The following is a 15,201-nucleotide window of genomic DNA, read 5'->3' as shown; positions in this document are numbered from 1 at the left end:
AGTTGTCACATGCGGGCGGCGCGAAGCCGCTTTTTGATGAAAGCGATTATTGCGGATGGCGTCGAGCAGCCATCGACGGATAAGGCTGGGGAAAAGGGGGTTATTCGGTAGATGAAAGCGCGGGAAACAAAAGCGGCGCGTGCCTCGCAGGAAGCACGCGCCGTTCGATGAGTAATGCGCGTCGGACGATCAGGCGCCCGGCACGCGGCCATCCGGGCCGTAGAAACCGGCTTTGGACGGCGCGACCTGCAAGGCGGCGAGCGCCTTGCGGTTGTATTCCATGCGCGTGCGGATCAGCACGCCATTGTTATTGTTGCCCTGCTTCGCGCGGCGGGCCGCGGCAGTGAGCAATGCCCATTGCTCGGCGATCTGGCTGTCGTCCGCGGCGGCGGCCTCCATGCCGACGAAGCCGGCAGGGAAACCGAGCGCGTTCAACTGCTCGTCGCGCGCTTTTTCGAGCGCGGCGATGCGTTCGGTGAGCGCGGTCTTGTTCGCGATGATCTCGGGCAGCACCGGCAGCGGCTGCGCCGCAATCAGCGCTTTTTCCTCATCGACGAGGAGGGATTCGAAGGCCTGTACAGCGGCGACTTCTTCGGTGACGGTGGCAAGCAGGGCGTCTCTCATTGCATCGCTCGAAAAGCGGTTTCACAAAAGCCGCCGGTGTCACGAACGCCGCTTGCCGCCGCGCGCCCTTGATGCAGGCGCGGCCGGGTCACCGCGTTCAGCCGCCGGTCGGCGGGGTTCTCGTTTGCAGCAGGTCGCGGGCGGTGCTCAGAATGCCGTCGGCGATCTTGCTCGTATCCATCTTCAGACTGCCGTCGCGGATCGCGGCCTTGATCGACTCGACTTTCGCCGTGTCGATGTCGGAACCGTTCGATGCGCGCAGGTCGCTCGCCAGCGGCGAAAGGCTCACCGTCGAGTTCTTCGCCGGGTTCGCGCCCGACTGTTGCGCGGCGCCCGTGGCGCCCTTCGCGTCGTTTTGCGACGCGCGTTGCAGGTTGTCTTGAAGGCCTGCCAGCGTGGTGTTGCTATTCGTTTCGATTTTCACGATGTCCATTCCCGAACGTGTTGAGTCCTTTATCGGCGAGGGTGCTTGAAAACTTTACCCTGCCGGGGGACCGCCAACTTCCGTTCGCCGCGCTCATCGCCGTGAAAGCCTTGTCTGGCGGGCTTCAAGCGCATTTGCAACAAAATGAAACAAACGTGGGGGACCGAACACTTCGCGCGTTACAACGCGATTTCCACCGTCTGACTGTCCTTCACGATGCCGGTGATGATCTGGCCACCGGCGGTTTTTACACGAACCTGCTGGCCGGGCGCGGCGTTGTTCATCGCGGTGCCTTCGGCCGAAATCGAGAAGCCGGAGCCGCCGGCGACCACATGCACGTTCTGGCCGATCGCGACCGAACTCGCCGCGCGCAGCATGTCGGTGCGCAGCGGCAGTCCGGCGGGCACGCGCGACAGCGCCACCGCGCCGACGGCCTGCGCCGGATCGGTGACGATGGCCTGCGGCATCGCGGTGAGATCGCCGTCGCGGGCGACCAGATCGGCGTTGCTCAGCACTTCGCCCGGCGCGATGGCGCGCGCGGCCAGATAGTACGTGGCGTTGATAGACACGCGCGCCTGTACATAGAGCGTCCACGGACGCTCGCCGACGCAGCGCACGCCCACCGTCATGCGGCCCCAGAGCCGCGCGCCCGTCGGCATGAACGGATCGAGCGACGAGCAGGCGGCGAGCCCGCGCGGGAAAACCGGCGTGACGGTGATGTCGACCTTGCCCGGCAGACCGGCGGCCTGTTGCTGGAGGAAATTGAGCGCGGCGACGCGGATCGATTCGCCGTCCTGCGTCGTCGCGGGCGCGCCGGGCGTTTGCGGCAACGCGGCGGCGACGGGCGCGGCAGACGGATTGAAACTCACGCGTCTCATCGGCGAAGCGGCGCCGGCGACGGGCGTCGCGGGACTTGCCGCGACGGGGCGTGTATTCGTGTTGCGAACGGGTGCGCCGTCATCGCGCGTCACGACGACGGGCATCACGTCGCGTGAAGCGGACACGGCCGGCGCTTTCTGCAGCACAGGCGCAGGCGCGGCCTTCGCTTCGCCCGTTCCCGGAATGACGATCATCCCGCTCGCATCGTTCATGGAATCGTCGGCGGCATCGGCGCGGGCTTCGAGCGCCAGCGCGGCATTGCGCATCGCGGCGTCGGCGGCTTTCGTCGCGGCGCGATAGCCGCTCGGGCGCGCGCCTTCAGGCGCAGGCATCGCCGCAACCGGAGCCGGAGCGCGCGACGCCGTTGCATTCAGACTCTTCGCCATATCGGCCGCTGCGGCGGGATTGGTTTCCGCATTGCCCGGAATGACGATCGGGCCGTCGCTCTGCTGCGCAAACGCGCTCGCCGCGACGCCCGAGAACAGCAGGCCACACAGCGTGCGGCGCGCGAACATCGCTGCGGCGCGAGCCGTAGGGTTCGATGCACGCTTGACGGACCTGCTCATCGACTTTCTCCATACCTGATTCGAACGAGCCGCAAAACACGCGGCGACTACTGACGAAACGAATTCTAGATATCGGCTGGCGCGGGCAAGCGTCGAATAGAGGCCCCGTTTCCCGGTTATTCGTCGGATTAGTTATTGCGCGCCGCTCCTAAGATTCGTGTCATGCAAAAAGGCCTCGGCGCTGCCGACAGGAGAAACCGCAATGCTAGACAGACTCGACAAGGAATTCGCTTTTGGCCGTGAGGCGCTCGACGTGCGCGCGTATCGGCAGGAATTGCTGTCGTCGAACATCGCCAACGCCGACACGCCCGGCTACAAGGCGCGCGACGTCGATTTCTCGAGCGCGCTGTCGGGCGCGCTCAAGCAGAGCGGCGGCGCCTCGAACAATTCGACGCTGAAGATGGCGCAACCCGTCAGCGTGAGCACCAGCGGCGCAATGGCCGCGACGGCGAAGGGCCACATGAGCGGCACGTCGAAGCTCGCCGCGTCGGGCGGTTCGAGCGATGACTACGGCAAGCTCGCCTATCGCGTGCCGAGCCAGCCGTCGCTCGACGGCAACACGGTCGATCTCGACGCCGAGCGCGTGCAGTTCGCGGACAACGCGCTGCACTTCGAGGCGGGCATGACGGTGCTGAGCTCGCAGATCAAGTCGATGCTCTCGGCGATCACGTCGAACAGTTAAGGAATAGCGATGCCCTCTTTGATGAACATCTTCAACGTCGCCGGTTCGGCGATGTCCGCCCAGGCGCAGCGCCTGAACGTCACCGCGTCGAACCTCGCGAACGCGGACAGCACGACCGGCCCGGACGGCCAGCCGTACAAGGCGAAGCAGGTCGTGTTCGCGGTCGATCCGCTCGGCGGCGCGCGCACCGCGTCGGGCCAGCAGGTCGGCGGCGTGCAGGTGACCGGCGTGATCGACGATCCGACTCCGATGAAAACCAGCTACGACCCGAGCAACCCCGCCGCGAACGCGGACGGCTACGTGACGTTGCCCAACGTCGATCCGGTGCAGGAGATGGTCAACATGATTTCCGCGTCGCGTTCCTATCAGGCGAACGTCGAAACGCTCAATACCGCCAAGCAATTGATGCTCAAGACCCTGACCATCGGAACCTGATTCAGACATTCAAGGAACACAACGTGACGACCAGCACAACCATCGGCAGCAACGGCACGAACGTGTCGAAGACGCTGCTCGACACCATGAACGGCGCGTCGAGTGCGTCGACGACGTCGACCTCGGCGACCGGCGCGCAATCGGCGTCGGATCTGCAGAACACCTTCCTCACGCTGCTCGTGACGCAGCTGAAGAATCAGGACCCGACCAATCCCGCCGACAGCTCGCAGATGACCTCGCAGCTCGCGCAGATCAACACGGTGACGGGCATCGGCCAGTTGAACACGTCGCTGTCGTCGCTCGCGACGCAGCTTTCGGCCGGCCAGCAGACGCAGGCCGCGCTGCTCATCGGCTCGAACGTGCTCGCGGCAGGAAACAGCATGACGGTGTCGAGCGGCGCGTCGTCGAGCTTCGGCGTGCAGCTCGCCAACGACGTGAGCGACCTGCAGATCGTCGTGAAGAACTCGTCGGGCCAGATCGTCAACACGCTCGATCTCGGTGCGCAGGGCGCGGGCGTCGTGCCGGTGACGGGCTGGAAGCCGGTCGATTCGAAGGGCGCCACGCTCGCCGACGGCAGCTACACGATCACCGCGCAAGGCACGATCAACGGCCAGCAGGCGACGGCGACCACGTTGTCGGCTTCGCAGGTCCAGAGCGTCGTGCAGATGACGGGCGGCGCGCCGGGCCTGAAGCTCGCGAACGGTTCGACCGTTGCGCTGACGAGCGTCGCTTCGATTCTTTGATTCCGCATTCACGGAGATACAGAACATGAGTTATCAACAAGCACTGAGCGGTCTGGGCGCTGCATCGAGCGACCTCGACGTGATCGGCAACAACATCGCGAACGCGAACACCGTCGGCTTCAAGCAGGGCGCGGCGCAGTTCGCCGACATGTACGCCAACTCGATGGCCACGGCCGTCAGCAACCAGATCGGCATCGGCACGCGTCTGTCCGAAGTGCAGCAGCAGTTCTCGCAAGGCACGATCACCACGACCAACCAGGCGCTCGACGTCGCGATCAACGGCAACGGTTTCTATCAGTTGTCGAACAACGGCTCGGTCGTGTACTCGCGCAACGGCGTGTTCCACCTCGACGACACCGGCAAGATCGTCAACTCGTCGGGCCTGCAGCTGATGGGTTACGCGGCGGATTCGAGCGGCGTCGTCAACAGCGCGAGCACGGTGCCGCTCACGGTGCCGACCGCGAACATCGCGCCGACGGCGACCAAGACGATCACCGCCGCATTCAACCTGAACTCGCAGGACAGCGTGAAGGCGGCCGCGGACTTCGATCCGACCAACGGCAACACGTACAACGCGTCGACCTCCGTCGATGCCTACGACTCGCTCGGCGGCACGCAGAAAGTGTCGGTGTACTTCACGAAGTCCGGCACGAACTCGTGGGAAGCGTTCGCGGGCTACGGCGATCCGGTCACGAGCAAGACGGATCTCGGCCCGGTCACGTTCGATTCGTCGGGCAACCTGACCTCGGGCAAGACCTTCACGTTCACGATTCCGGACGGCGCGAGCGCGACGGCGGGCGCGACTCAATCGCTGACGCTCGATCTTTCCGGCACGACGCAATACGGCGCGAAGAGCGGCCTCACGAATCTGCATCAGGACGGCAACAGCACGGGCGAGCTGACGGGCTTCACGGTCGGCACCGACGGCATGCTGACGGGCAACTACTCGAACGGCGAAACGAAGGCGCTCGGCCAGATCGCGATCGCCAACTTCAACAACCAGAACGGCCTGCAGAACCTCGGCGGCAACGTGTACGCGCAGACCGCGGCTTCGGGCGCGGCGCAGGTCTCCGTGCCGGGCTCGACCAACCACGGCACGCTGCAGGGCGGCGCGGTGGAAAACTCCAACGTCGATCTGACGAGCGAGCTCGTGAACCTGATCACCGCGCAGCGCAACTATCAGGCGAACGCGCAGACGATCAAGACGCAGCAGACCGTCGACCAGACGCTGATCAATCTGTAAGTGTCGTCCGCACGCAAGGAAGGAAGCGATTCATGGACCGTCTGATCTACACCGCGATGACCGGCGCAAGCCAGGCTCTCGAGCAGCAAGCCGTCGTGGCGAACAACCTCGCGAACACGTCGACCACGGGTTTCAAGGCGCAGCTCGCGGCGTTCCGCCAGGTGCCGATGTCGTTCGAGAACCAGTCCGCCGATGGCACGACGCGCACCTTCGTGCTGTCGTCGACGCCGAACGCGGACTACTCGGCGGGCCCGGTGCAACAGACCGGCAATCCGCTCGATGTCGCCATCCAGGGCCCCGGCTGGCTGTCCGTGCAGGCGGCGGACGGCAGCGAGGCGTACACGCGCGCGGGCAATCTGCATGTGGATCAGAACGGTCAGCTCGTCACGGCGAACAACCTGCCGGTGCTGGGCGGCGGCGGCCCGCTGTCGATCCCGCCGGGCGCGGAAGTGACGATCGGAAAGGACGGCACGATCTCCGCGCTGATTCCCGGCGACCCGCCGACGGCGATCGCGGTGGTGGATCAGCTCAAGCTCGTGAATCCCGATCCGGCGACGCTCACGCGCGGCGACGACGGTCTCTTCCGCACCGCCACCGGAGACCCCGCCGATGCGGACCCGAACGTCGTCGTGGCCGGCGGCGCGCTCGAGGGCAGCAACGTGAACCCGGTCTCCGCGATGGTCTCGATGATCACCAACGCGCGCCAGTTCCAGATGCAGACCAAGCTGATGGAATCGGCGGACCAGAACGAACAATCGGCCAATAAGCTGCTCAACTTCTCCTAAGCGGCGAAGCAAGGACATCAGGAAACAGACATGAATCGCTCACTCTATATCGCCGCGACCGGCATGAATGCGCAGCAGGCGCAGATGGACACGATCTCGAACAACCTCGCCAACGTGAGCACGAACGGCTTCAAGGGCTCGCGCGCGGTGTTCGAAGATCTGCTGTATCAGACCACGCGTCAGCCGGGCGCGAACTCGACACAACAGACCGAACTCGCATCGGGCGTGCAGCTCGGCACCGGCGTGCAACAGGTCGCGACCGAGCGCCTCTACACGCAGGGCAACCTGCAGCAGACCGGCAACTCGAAGGACGTCGCGATCAACGGTCAAGGCTTCTTCCAGGTGACGATGCCCGACGGCACGACCGCCTACACGCGCGACGGCTCGTTCCAGACCAACGCGCAGGGCCAGCTCGTCACGTCGAGCGGCTATCAGCTGAATCCGGCGATCACGATTCCGCAGAACGCGACGTCGATCACCATCGGCTCGGACGGCACGGTGTCGATCGTGCAGTCGGGCAGCACGAACAGCACGACGGTCGGCGCGGTCCAGCTTGCGACCTTCATCAACCCGGCCGGCCTCGAAGCGCGCGGCGAAAACCTGTTCTCCGAGACGGGCAGCTCTGGCGCGCCGAACGTGTCGCAGCCGGGTCTGAACGGCGCGGGTTCGCTGCAGCAGGGCTATGTGGAAGCGTCGAACGTGAACGTGGTGCAGGAGCTGGTCAACATGATCCAGACCCAGCGCGCCTACGAGATCAACAGCAAGGCCGTGACCACGTCCGACCAGATGCTGCAGACGCTCTCGCAGATGCAGGTTTAACGTTTCAAACGAGTCACGAAGATGTCGCCTACTCAAATCCTCTCGCGTGCCACGATCGCCGCGCTCATCGCAGCGCTCGGCGCGTGCGGCCTCGTGCCGAAAGAGCCGATCGTCCAGCAGCCGATGACCGCGCGTCCGCCGCAGCCGCCCGTCGGCACGCGCTCGCCCGGCGCGATCTACAACGCGGGCTACGCGGGCCGGCCGCTGTTCGAAGACCAGCGTCCGCGCAATGTCGGCGACATCCTGACCATCGTGATTTCGGAAAACGTCAACGCGACCAAGTCGTCGGCGGCGAACACCAACCGCGCCGGCAACGGCTCGTTCTCCGTGCCGACGACGCCGGGCCTCTTCGGCGGTCTCTTCAACAACACGAACCTGTCGGCCACCGGCGCGAACAAGTTCACCGCGGCGGGCGGCGCAAGCGCGGCCAACACGTTCAGCGGCACGCTGACCGTGACCGTCACGGAAGTGATGTCGAACGGAAACCTGATGGTGAGCGGAGAAAAGCAGATGCTCATCAACCAGGGCAACGAATTCGTGCGCTTCTCGGGCGTCGTGAACCCGACCACGATCTCGGGCAGCAACACCGTCTTCTCCACGCAAGTCGCCGACGCGAAAATCGAATATTCGGCGAAGGGTTATATCGACGAAGCGCAGAACATGGGCTGGCTGCAGCGCTTCTTCCTCAACGTCGCGCCGTTCTGATCATGAATCCGTTTCTTCGTTTCGTTTCGTTCTCGCTCGCCGCCGCGCTGGTGGCGATCCATACCGCACCGTCCGCGCACGCCGAGCGCCTGAAAGACCTCGTCTCGTTCCAGGGCGTGCGCGACAATCCGCTGATCGGCTACGGTCTCGTCGTCGGTCTCGACGGCACCGGCGACCAGACGATGCAGACGCCGTTCACCACGCAATCGCTCACCAACATGCTCGGCAACCTCGGCATCACGGTGAATTCGGCGACGACGCAGAACATGCAGTTGAAGAACGTGGCCGCCGTGATGGTGACCGCGACGCTGCCGCCGTTCGCGCGCCCCGGCGAAGCGATCGACGTGACCGTTTCGTCGCTCGGCAACGCGAAGAGCCTGCGCGGCGGCACGCTGCTGATGTCGCCGCTGAAGGGCGCCGACGGCCAGGTGTACGCGATGGCGCAGGGCAACCTCGTGGTCGGCGGCGCGGGCGCGAGCGCGAACGGCAGCAAGGTGCAGGTGAACCAGCTTGCCGTCGGCCGCATTTCGGCGGGCGCGATCGTCGAGCGCGCGGTGCCGTCGGCGTTGCAGCAGCAGGGCGGCGTCATGCAGATGGAACTGCGCGACATGGATTTCGACACCACGCAGCGGATCGTCGCGGCGGTGAACAACCAGTTCGGCATGGGCACGGCCCTCGCGCTCGACGGCCGCACGATTCAACTGCGCGCGCCGCAGGACGCGAGCGAGCAGGTGTCGTTCATGGCGCAACTTCAGAACATCGACGTGCGTCCGGCGCAGGCCGCCGCGAAGGTGATCCTGAACGCGCGCACCGGCTCCATCGTGATGAACCAGATGGTCACGTTGCAGAACTGCGCGGTGGCGCACGGCAATCTGTCGGTGGTGATCAACACGAAGACGGCGGTGAGCCAGCCGGGCGCGTTCTCGAACGGGCAGACGGTGGCCGCGAAGGAATCGTCGATTCAACTGAAACAGGATAGCGGCGCGCTCAAGATGCTCAACGCGGGCGCGAATCTCGCGGATGTCGTGAAGGCGCTCAACGCGCTCGGCGCGACGCCGGCGGATCTCATCTCGATTCTTCAGTCGATGAAGGCCGCGGGCGCGCTGCGCGCAGACCTCGAAATCATCTAAGGAACGAAGCCACATGAACTCGAACACGAGCGGAATCGCCGGCACCGCGCTGGCATCGACCGATACGACGAGCGGCTTATCGAACCTGTCGAACCGTTTCGCGCTCGACACGCAGGGTTTCGATGCATTGCGCGCGCAGGCCGGCGCGAATCCGCAGCAGGGACTGAAGCAGGCCGCGAAACAGTTCGACGCGGTCTTCACGCAGATGATGCTCAAGAGCATGCGCGACGCGACGCCTTCGGACAGCCCGTTCGAATCGAACGATACGAAATCGTTCACGTCGATGCTCGATCAGCAGCTTTCGCAGCAGATGTCGTCGAAGGGCATCGGCGTGGCGGACATGATGTTGAAGCAGCTCATGCGCAACGCGGGCGGCAAGACCGACGCGAGCGGCACGGGCGGCGCCAATGCGATGAACGCGATGCAGGCGCTCGGCGGCATGTCGGGCGGCAGCGGCGATCTCGAAGCGAACGCGGGCAATCTCGCCGCGATGAACGCGATGGCGAAGGCTTATGCGGCGGCGCAGGCCAGCAAGAGCAGCGCGTCGCTCGCGGGCAAGGGCTATACGGCGGCTGACTCGCTCGAACCGCCCGCGCGCGGCAACGGTTCGGACAAGGTCAACGCGTTCGTCGACCGTCTGGCCGTGCCGGCGCAGGCCGCGAGCGCGGCGACGGGCATTCCGGCGCGCTTCATCATCGGCCAGGCGGCGCTCGAATCGGGTTGGGGCAAGCGCGAGATCAAGAGCGCGAACGGCGCGACGAGCCACAATATCTTCGGCATCAAGGCGACGAGCAACTGGACCGGCAAGACCGTCGATTCGGTCACGACCGAATACGTGAACGGCCGGCCGCAGAAGGTCGTCGAGCGGTTCCGCGCTTACGATTCGTACGAAGAAGCGCTCACCGATTACGCGAGCGTGATCAAGAACAATCCGCGCTATGCGCCGGTGATCCAGGCTTCGCGCGATGTCGCGGGCTTCGCGCACGGCATGCAGAAGGCGGGCTACGCGACCGATCCGCAGTACGCGAAGAAGCTGATTTCGATCATGCGTCAGATCGTCTGACGGCGCGCGGGAAGCGCGAATGTTCCGATCAAAAGTGATGGCAAACGTTTTACGTTCGTCGGGACGGCGCACCACATACATTTAACGTCGGGCGACCCTAAACTTTTGAAGAGGTATGCCGCTAACCTGAATAATCGAAGTGCCGGACCGATTCAGGTTCGGTCGACGCGCGACGCCCGGGACTGGGCGGCGCGAGCACAATGAACACGGCTAGCACCATGAACACCTATCAAAAGCATGACGTTGCCGACGAGGATATTGCGCCGATCGTGGATTTCGGGCGGCGCAATCCGCTGGAAATTGGCGTGGCGCTGCGCAATCTCGCCAACCGCGGCGACTTTCTGACGGCGCAATACGGCGACGGGCAAATCGTCACGCGCTTGCTCGACGTCGATGTGACCGCGCACCGGTTCACGTTCGACTGGGGCGGCGTGCCGGAGCAGAACCGCGGCGTGCTCGCCTCGCAGAGGCTCGTGTTCAGCGCGGCGCCGGACGGCGTGCGCGTCGAGTTCACGACGCCGCCTCCGCGCGAGACAGTGTTCGACGGGCGTCCGGCATTCGAGGCGGAGTTTCCGCCGGTGCTTTACTACATGCAGCGGCGCGAGTATTTCCGCGTCGAGGCGCCGGTGCTGGATCCTTACATCTGCACGGGCTCGTTGCCGGATGGCGAGCGGTTTCGCTTCGAGGTGCATGATCTTTCGCTTGGCGGCGTCGCGTTGCGTACGACGGATGAGCGCGTCGCGGATCTGGAAATGGGCATCGTGATTCAGGATGCTGAGTTGCATTTCAGCGCGAATGGCAGGGTTACGCTGGATATGAAGCTGGTTTCTCATCGGGAGTCGATGACGGCGAAGGGGGATCGGCGGTATACGATCGGGTTCAAGTTTGTTTCGATGCCGGGGTCGGCGGAGAATACCCTGCAGCGGTTGATCACTCAGTTGGAGATGAAGCGGCGCTCGCTGGCGAAGTGAGCTCGCTTCGGTCGCTGGGGTTTGGTTTTGGGTTTTCGCCGGATCCCGTTGGCGTGTCGGTCTATAAGCGTTGCCCCTGTGCGGGGCGGCAGTCACTTTCTTTGCTGCTGTGTATAGACCGGGGACATGGTTGACACTTTCGTCGGGGACATCGTTGACACTTTGATCATGGGGTATCGGGCTGGTTTGGGTCAAACGTCATGAGTCGGTGATGCGCGAAATAGAGGTCGTAGGCATCGGCAATCGTGCTGCTCGGTCGCGCCGCGATGTGCAGTCCGTGCAGTGCACTGGATACGCGCAAGCGGTGCTTTCCAAACGTTACCCTGCCGTTCCAGCCCACCAGCAGAACCTGATCATCCGGTCCGTATTCGAGCGGCGGCAGGCGGCTGGGCATCGCCCGCGCACTGGGCCGATAGCGCGTGATCGGCGTCGCCATGCCGATGCCCGCGTGCGGGCGCTCAAAGTTGTAGCTTTGGCGCCAGCGGTCGAATTCAGCCTGCACCTGATCGGGCCCGGTGAAGCTGCGGTGATTCAGCACCTCGGCCTTGAGCGAGCGATGAAAGCGCTCGTCCTTGCCGTTGGTCTGCGGGTGATAGGGACGGCTATGGCTCATACGAATACCCAGCCGAATGCATCGGATGGCCAACTCGGTCAATTCGCCAGGCTTGCTTGGCGTGCCCCACGGCGCGCCGTTATCGGCGTTGATCTGTTGCGGCAGCCCGTAACAGGCGAAAGCGTTTCGCAGGTGCGTGTACACCGTCTCGGTGTCCTGGCTGCAGCACGCCTGCAGCACGAGGTTGAAGCGCGAATGATCGTCGAGCACGGTGAGCGGGTGGCAGCGCCTTTGATCGAGCATGCCGAAGTGGCCCTTGAAATCGATTTGCCACAGCTCGTTAGGCTCGGCGCGCTCGAAACGGGTCCAGGCGGTGGCCGCGTCCGAAGCCTTCTCGCCGATGCATCCATGGCGCTGCAAAATGGCATTGACCGTGCTGTGCGAAGGCACGCCTTGCAGGCCTTGATCCTTCAGGCGCCGGCTGATCTTGTGCGCGCTCCAGGCCGGATGCTGGCTTCGCACCTCCAGCACCCGCGCTTCGAGTTCGTCACAGGTTCGATTCGGGCTGCTGTGCGGACGTCTGGAGAGATCGCCCAGCGCCTCGCGGCCCCCGGCCTGATAGCGGTTGACCCACTTGTATCCGGTCTGCCGGCTGATGCCAAAGCGTTGGCACAGCTCGTTGAAAGCAATCTCTTGTTGCATGGCCAGGGTCACGAATTCAAGGCGAAGTTGCATGGTGTCCTGCGGGTTCCAAGGCATGGTCGGGTCCGGGCATCGAGATGCCCGAAAGTGTCAACCATGTCCCCGCGGATCTGTCAGCTATGTCCCCGGTCTATACACTGCTGCAAAGAAAGTAACCAAAGAAAGCAGCTCGAGACGCCCGCGGTCACACGCAATTTGGGTATCCTTCTCCTCACCCGTGGCCTCTGTAGCGAGTGCCCTCATAGGCCACATCCGGCTTGGACCGCGCACGGTCTGACACGTCGCGCCGCATAACGGACTGGTTCAGCACCAAATGGCTCCGGCCCGCTTCGCGGCCGACCGGTCAATCGGGTTTGCGCGCGCTTCATTACTAAGCTATCCATACCAACGGTTTCCCTTGTATACCCGGCGGCAGCGCGTAGCGCTGTGCCGGAACTCTTTCGTGCTGAACCAGCGCGCTAGAAGCTCTAGCTAGTCAGACCGTGCGCGGTCCAAGCCCGGTTAGGCCTACGAGGGCACTCGCTACTGACGCCACGATCGACGAGAAGAACACTCAAATTGCGTGTGACCGCGGGCGTCTCGAGCTGCTTTCTTTGGTTACTTTCTTTGCAGCAGCAAAGAAAGTGACTGCCGCCCCGCACAGGGGCAACGCCAATAAACCGACACGATCACGGGATCCGGCGAAATCGAAAGAGCAAAGAGCCAAGAGCAAAAAAGCAAAACCAACGAATTAACCCCAAAACCCCACGCTCTTCGCGCAATAGCCATTGCGCCCCTCCTCCGATAATGGCCCCATCGCAAAGAACCGCCCTAACAAAACCCGCAAACGCAGAGCGCGGCCCCACTCAATTTCCCCGGCAATCGGCCGATATACAAATCAGCCATGCGGCAGCGCCATCTCCACGCCGCCTCACCAGGATTCATGCATGTCCAATAACATCTTCAGCATTGGTCTTTCCGGTCTGAACGCGGCCCAGTGGGGTCTGACGACGACAGGGCAGAACATCAGCAATGCCGCGACGCCGGGCTATACGCTCGAGAAGGTCTCGTATCAGGAAGCGTCGGGGCAATTCACCGGTTCGGGCTATCTCGGCAACGGAGTCCAGGCGGTCACCGTCACGCGCCAGTACAGCCAGTACCTGTCGACGCAGGTGAACAACACGCAATCATCCAGCAGCGCGGCCAGCACGTATTACTCGCTGATCTCGCAACTGAACAACCTCGTCGGCGATCCGACCAAAGGTATCGCGCAAGGCATCACCAATTACTTCTCCGGCCTGCAGTCGGTGGCGAACTCCGCGAGCAGCACGGCCGCGCGCCAGTCGCTGATGAGCAACGCGCAGACGCTCGCGGATCAGATCAACTCGGCGGGCGAGCAATACGACCAGTTGCGCCAGAGCGTCAACACGCAACTCACGAGCGCAGTCTCGCAGATCAACAGCTACTCGCAACAGATCGCCGATCTCAATAAGCAGATCAACATCGCCAGCGCGGGCGGCCAGCAGCCGAACCAGTTGCTCGATCAACGCGATCAGCTCGTCACGAACCTGAGCTCGATGGTCGGCGTGCAGGTGGTGCAGCAGGACGGCAACTACAACGTGTTCATCGGCAACGGGCAGCCGCTCGTCGTCGGCAATACGCAATACGGGCTGCAAGCCGTGCCCTCGGCGTCCGATCCGAGCGAACTCACCGTCGCGTTCCAGAGCCGCGACGGCTCGACGCAAACGGCCGCGAACACGCAATACCTCGATAACTCGGCGCTCACGGGCGGCGTGGTCGGCGGTCTCATCGACTTCCGCACGCAGACGCTCGACCCGGCGCAGGCGCAACTCGGCGCGATCGCGACGAGCTTCGCCAGCCAGCTGAACGATCAGAACGCGCTCGGCCTCGATCTGAACGGCCAGCCCGGCGGCGCGCTGTTCGCGACCAGCGATCCGAACATCATCGCCAACGCGCGCAACAAGGGCACCGGCTTGCCGACGGCGACCATCGCCGATGGCACGCAGCCGCCCGCCAACGATTTCACCGTCACCTACGACGGCAGCAAGTACACCGTGACGGACCCCGCGTCGGGCCAGCAGCTCGGCACCATCGATCCGGCGACGGAGACGCAGAAGACGATCAACGGCCTGAACATCGACGTGTCGTCGCTGACCGGCGTGCAAAAGGGCGACTCGTTCACGATCCAGCCGACGCGCGGCGCGCTCGACGCGTTCAAGCTCACGACGAGCAACGGCGCGGCGATCGCGGCGGCATCGCCCGCGGTGACGTCGGCGGCGAGCACGAACACCGGCACGGCGTCGATTTCGTCGGCGACGGTGACGCAAAACGCGATGTCGTCGGACATCAACCTGAAGTACAGCGCGGCGGCGAACGGCTTCACCTCTGACGTGGCGGTCACGGTCAACGGGACCAGTTACGCCGTCGGCCAGACGATTCCCTACGATGCGTCGAAGGGCCTGACGGTCTCGGCGAACGGCGTTTCCGCGACCATCAGCGGCACGCCGAAGGACAACGACGCCTTCAAGATCGCGCAGAACAAGGGCGGCACGAGCGACGGCAGCAACGCGCTCGCGATGGCGAACCTGGTGTCGGCGAAGTCGCTTAACGGCGGCACCGACACGCTGACGAGCTCGTACGCGGGCTACATCAACACGATCGGCAACACGACCAATCAACTCAAGGCGACCAGTTCGGCACAGACCGCGCTGCTCACGCAGGCGACGTCGGCGCAGCAATCGGTGCAGGGCGTGAACCTGAACGAAGAAGCCGCCAACCTGATTCAGTATCAGCAGCTTTATCAAGCGAACAGCAAGGTGATTCAGACCGCCGCGACGCTGTTCCAGTCGCTGCTCGGCATGTTCAACTGAGGTTAAA

General features: G+C 64.0%; 15 protein-coding genes. 11 read left to right on the top strand and 4 right to left on the bottom strand.

All coding sequences use genetic code 11. The annotated features are described in order from the left end of the window. Positions 1 to 189 precede the first annotated feature (189 nt). The 3 genes from NK8_RS13725 to flgA form a co-directional block, all read right to left on the bottom strand. Positions 190 to 624 carry a flagella synthesis protein FlgN gene (locus NK8_RS13725; RefSeq protein WP_213226650.1) on the bottom strand — a complete coding sequence of 145 codons (435 nt, stop codon included), beginning with the start codon at positions 622 to 624 and terminating at the stop codon, positions 190 to 192. A 97-nt stretch (positions 625 to 721) separates the two neighbouring features. After that, positions 722 to 1,057 (bottom strand): flagellar biosynthesis anti-sigma factor FlgM, encoded by a 336-nt coding sequence (gene flgM, locus NK8_RS13720; protein WP_162066597.1) that lies wholly within the window; start codon positions 1,055 to 1,057, stop codon positions 722 to 724. A 170-nt stretch (positions 1,058 to 1,227) separates the two neighbouring features. Continuing rightward, complete coding sequence (flgA, locus tag NK8_RS13715; protein ID WP_213226649.1) at positions 1,228 to 2,493, bottom strand: flagellar basal body P-ring formation chaperone FlgA; 1,266 nt, start codon at positions 2,491 to 2,493, stop codon at positions 1,228 to 1,230. Positions 2,494 to 2,695: 202 nt separating this feature from the next. Here flgA and flgB point away from each other — a divergent pair, with 202 nt between their 5' ends. From flgB to NK8_RS13665, 10 genes are all read left to right on the top strand, one after another. Further along, positions 2,696 to 3,175 (top strand): flagellar basal body rod protein FlgB, encoded by a 480-nt coding sequence (gene flgB, locus NK8_RS13710; protein WP_213226648.1) that lies wholly within the window; start codon positions 2,696 to 2,698, stop codon positions 3,173 to 3,175. A gap of 9 nt (positions 3,176 to 3,184) precedes the next feature. After that, positions 3,185 to 3,610: a flagellar basal body rod protein FlgC gene (gene flgC / locus NK8_RS13705; protein ID WP_044041731.1), complete on the top strand. Its 426-nt coding sequence runs from the start codon at positions 3,185 to 3,187 to the stop codon at positions 3,608 to 3,610. A gap of 23 nt (positions 3,611 to 3,633) precedes the next feature. Then, positions 3,634 to 4,353, top strand: coding sequence for a flagellar hook assembly protein FlgD (locus NK8_RS13700; RefSeq protein ID WP_162066593.1), 720 nt, complete (start codon positions 3,634 to 3,636; stop codon positions 4,351 to 4,353). A gap of 25 nt (positions 4,354 to 4,378) precedes the next feature. Continuing rightward, positions 4,379 to 5,596 (top strand): flagellar hook protein FlgE, encoded by a 1,218-nt coding sequence (gene flgE / locus NK8_RS13695; RefSeq protein WP_213226647.1) that lies wholly within the window; start codon positions 4,379 to 4,381, stop codon positions 5,594 to 5,596. Positions 5,597 to 5,628: 32 nt separating this feature from the next. After that, positions 5,629 to 6,381: a flagellar basal-body rod protein FlgF gene (gene flgF / locus NK8_RS13690; protein ID WP_162066591.1), complete on the top strand. Its 753-nt coding sequence runs from the start codon at positions 5,629 to 5,631 to the stop codon at positions 6,379 to 6,381. Positions 6,382 to 6,411: 30 nt separating this feature from the next. After that, a complete protein-coding gene (gene flgG / locus NK8_RS13685) occupies positions 6,412 to 7,200 on the top strand; it encodes a flagellar basal-body rod protein FlgG (protein WP_213226646.1) in 789 nt (262 codons plus the stop codon). A 21-nt stretch (positions 7,201 to 7,221) separates the two neighbouring features. Continuing rightward, a complete protein-coding gene (locus NK8_RS13680; protein WP_162066589.1) occupies positions 7,222 to 7,905 on the top strand; it encodes a flagellar basal body L-ring protein FlgH in 684 nt (227 codons plus the stop codon). A gap of 2 nt (positions 7,906 to 7,907) precedes the next feature. After that, complete coding sequence (locus tag NK8_RS13675) at positions 7,908 to 9,035, top strand: flagellar basal body P-ring protein FlgI (RefSeq protein ID WP_225936171.1); 1,128 nt, start codon at positions 7,908 to 7,910, stop codon at positions 9,033 to 9,035. Between the two features lie 13 nt (positions 9,036 to 9,048). After that, on the top strand, positions 9,049 to 10,098 hold the full coding sequence (gene flgJ, locus NK8_RS13670) for a flagellar assembly peptidoglycan hydrolase FlgJ (RefSeq protein WP_162066587.1): 1,050 nt from the start codon (positions 9,049 to 9,051) through the stop codon (positions 10,096 to 10,098). Positions 10,099 to 10,316: 218 nt separating this feature from the next. After that, a complete protein-coding gene (locus tag NK8_RS13665) occupies positions 10,317 to 11,069 on the top strand; it encodes a flagellar brake protein (protein ID WP_213226645.1) in 753 nt (250 codons plus the stop codon). Between the two features lie 166 nt (positions 11,070 to 11,235). On the opposite strand, the gene NK8_RS13660 is transcribed toward NK8_RS13665, so the two are convergent. Further along, on the bottom strand, positions 11,236 to 12,381 hold the full coding sequence (locus NK8_RS13660; RefSeq protein ID WP_213225949.1) for an IS481 family transposase: 1,146 nt from the start codon (positions 12,379 to 12,381) through the stop codon (positions 11,236 to 11,238). Positions 12,382 to 13,250: 869 nt separating this feature from the next. Between NK8_RS13660 and flgK the strand changes: the two genes are divergently transcribed. Further along, positions 13,251 to 15,194, top strand: a complete 1,944-nt coding sequence (gene flgK / locus NK8_RS13655; protein WP_213226644.1) for a flagellar hook-associated protein FlgK — start codon at positions 13,251 to 13,253, stop codon at positions 15,192 to 15,194. Positions 15,195 to 15,201 lie beyond the last annotated feature (7 nt).

Source organism: Caballeronia sp. NK8 (assembly GCF_018408855.1).
Taxonomy (GTDB): Bacteria; Pseudomonadota; Gammaproteobacteria; order Burkholderiales; family Burkholderiaceae; genus Caballeronia.
The sequence above is the reverse complement of the archived record's forward strand: the minus strand, read 5'-3'. Positions and strand labels throughout refer to the sequence as shown.

What these genes read in the sequence shown, in the direction of transcription:
- flgK (WP_213226644.1), top strand. Translation starts at nt 13,251, where the DNA reads ATGTCCAATAACATCTTCAGCATTGGTCTTTCCGGTCTGAACGCGGCC.
- flgA (WP_213226649.1), bottom strand. Translation starts at nt 2,493, where the DNA reads ATGAGCAGGTCCGTCAAGCGTGCATCGAACCCTACGGCTCGCGCCGCA.
- flgF (WP_162066591.1), top strand. Translation starts at nt 5,629, where the DNA reads ATGGACCGTCTGATCTACACCGCGATGACCGGCGCAAGCCAGGCTCTC.
- flgC (WP_044041731.1), top strand. Translation starts at nt 3,185, where the DNA reads ATGCCCTCTTTGATGAACATCTTCAACGTCGCCGGTTCGGCGATGTCC.
- flgB (WP_213226648.1), top strand. Translation starts at nt 2,696, where the DNA reads ATGCTAGACAGACTCGACAAGGAATTCGCTTTTGGCCGTGAGGCGCTC.
- NK8_RS13665 (WP_213226645.1), top strand. Translation starts at nt 10,317, where the DNA reads ATGAACACCTATCAAAAGCATGACGTTGCCGACGAGGATATTGCGCCG.
- flgG (WP_213226646.1), top strand. Translation starts at nt 6,412, where the DNA reads ATGAATCGCTCACTCTATATCGCCGCGACCGGCATGAATGCGCAGCAG.
- NK8_RS13680 (WP_162066589.1), top strand. Translation starts at nt 7,222, where the DNA reads ATGTCGCCTACTCAAATCCTCTCGCGTGCCACGATCGCCGCGCTCATC.
- NK8_RS13675 (WP_225936171.1), top strand. Translation starts at nt 7,908, where the DNA reads ATGAATCCGTTTCTTCGTTTCGTTTCGTTCTCGCTCGCCGCCGCGCTG.
- NK8_RS13725 (WP_213226650.1), bottom strand. Translation starts at nt 624, where the DNA reads ATGAGAGACGCCCTGCTTGCCACCGTCACCGAAGAAGTCGCCGCTGTA.
- NK8_RS13660 (WP_213225949.1), bottom strand. Translation starts at nt 12,381, where the DNA reads ATGCCTTGGAACCCGCAGGACACCATGCAACTTCGCCTTGAATTCGTG.
- flgM (WP_162066597.1), bottom strand. Translation starts at nt 1,057, where the DNA reads ATGGACATCGTGAAAATCGAAACGAATAGCAACACCACGCTGGCAGGC.
- flgE (WP_213226647.1), top strand. Translation starts at nt 4,379, where the DNA reads ATGAGTTATCAACAAGCACTGAGCGGTCTGGGCGCTGCATCGAGCGAC.
- flgJ (WP_162066587.1), top strand. Translation starts at nt 9,049, where the DNA reads ATGAACTCGAACACGAGCGGAATCGCCGGCACCGCGCTGGCATCGACC.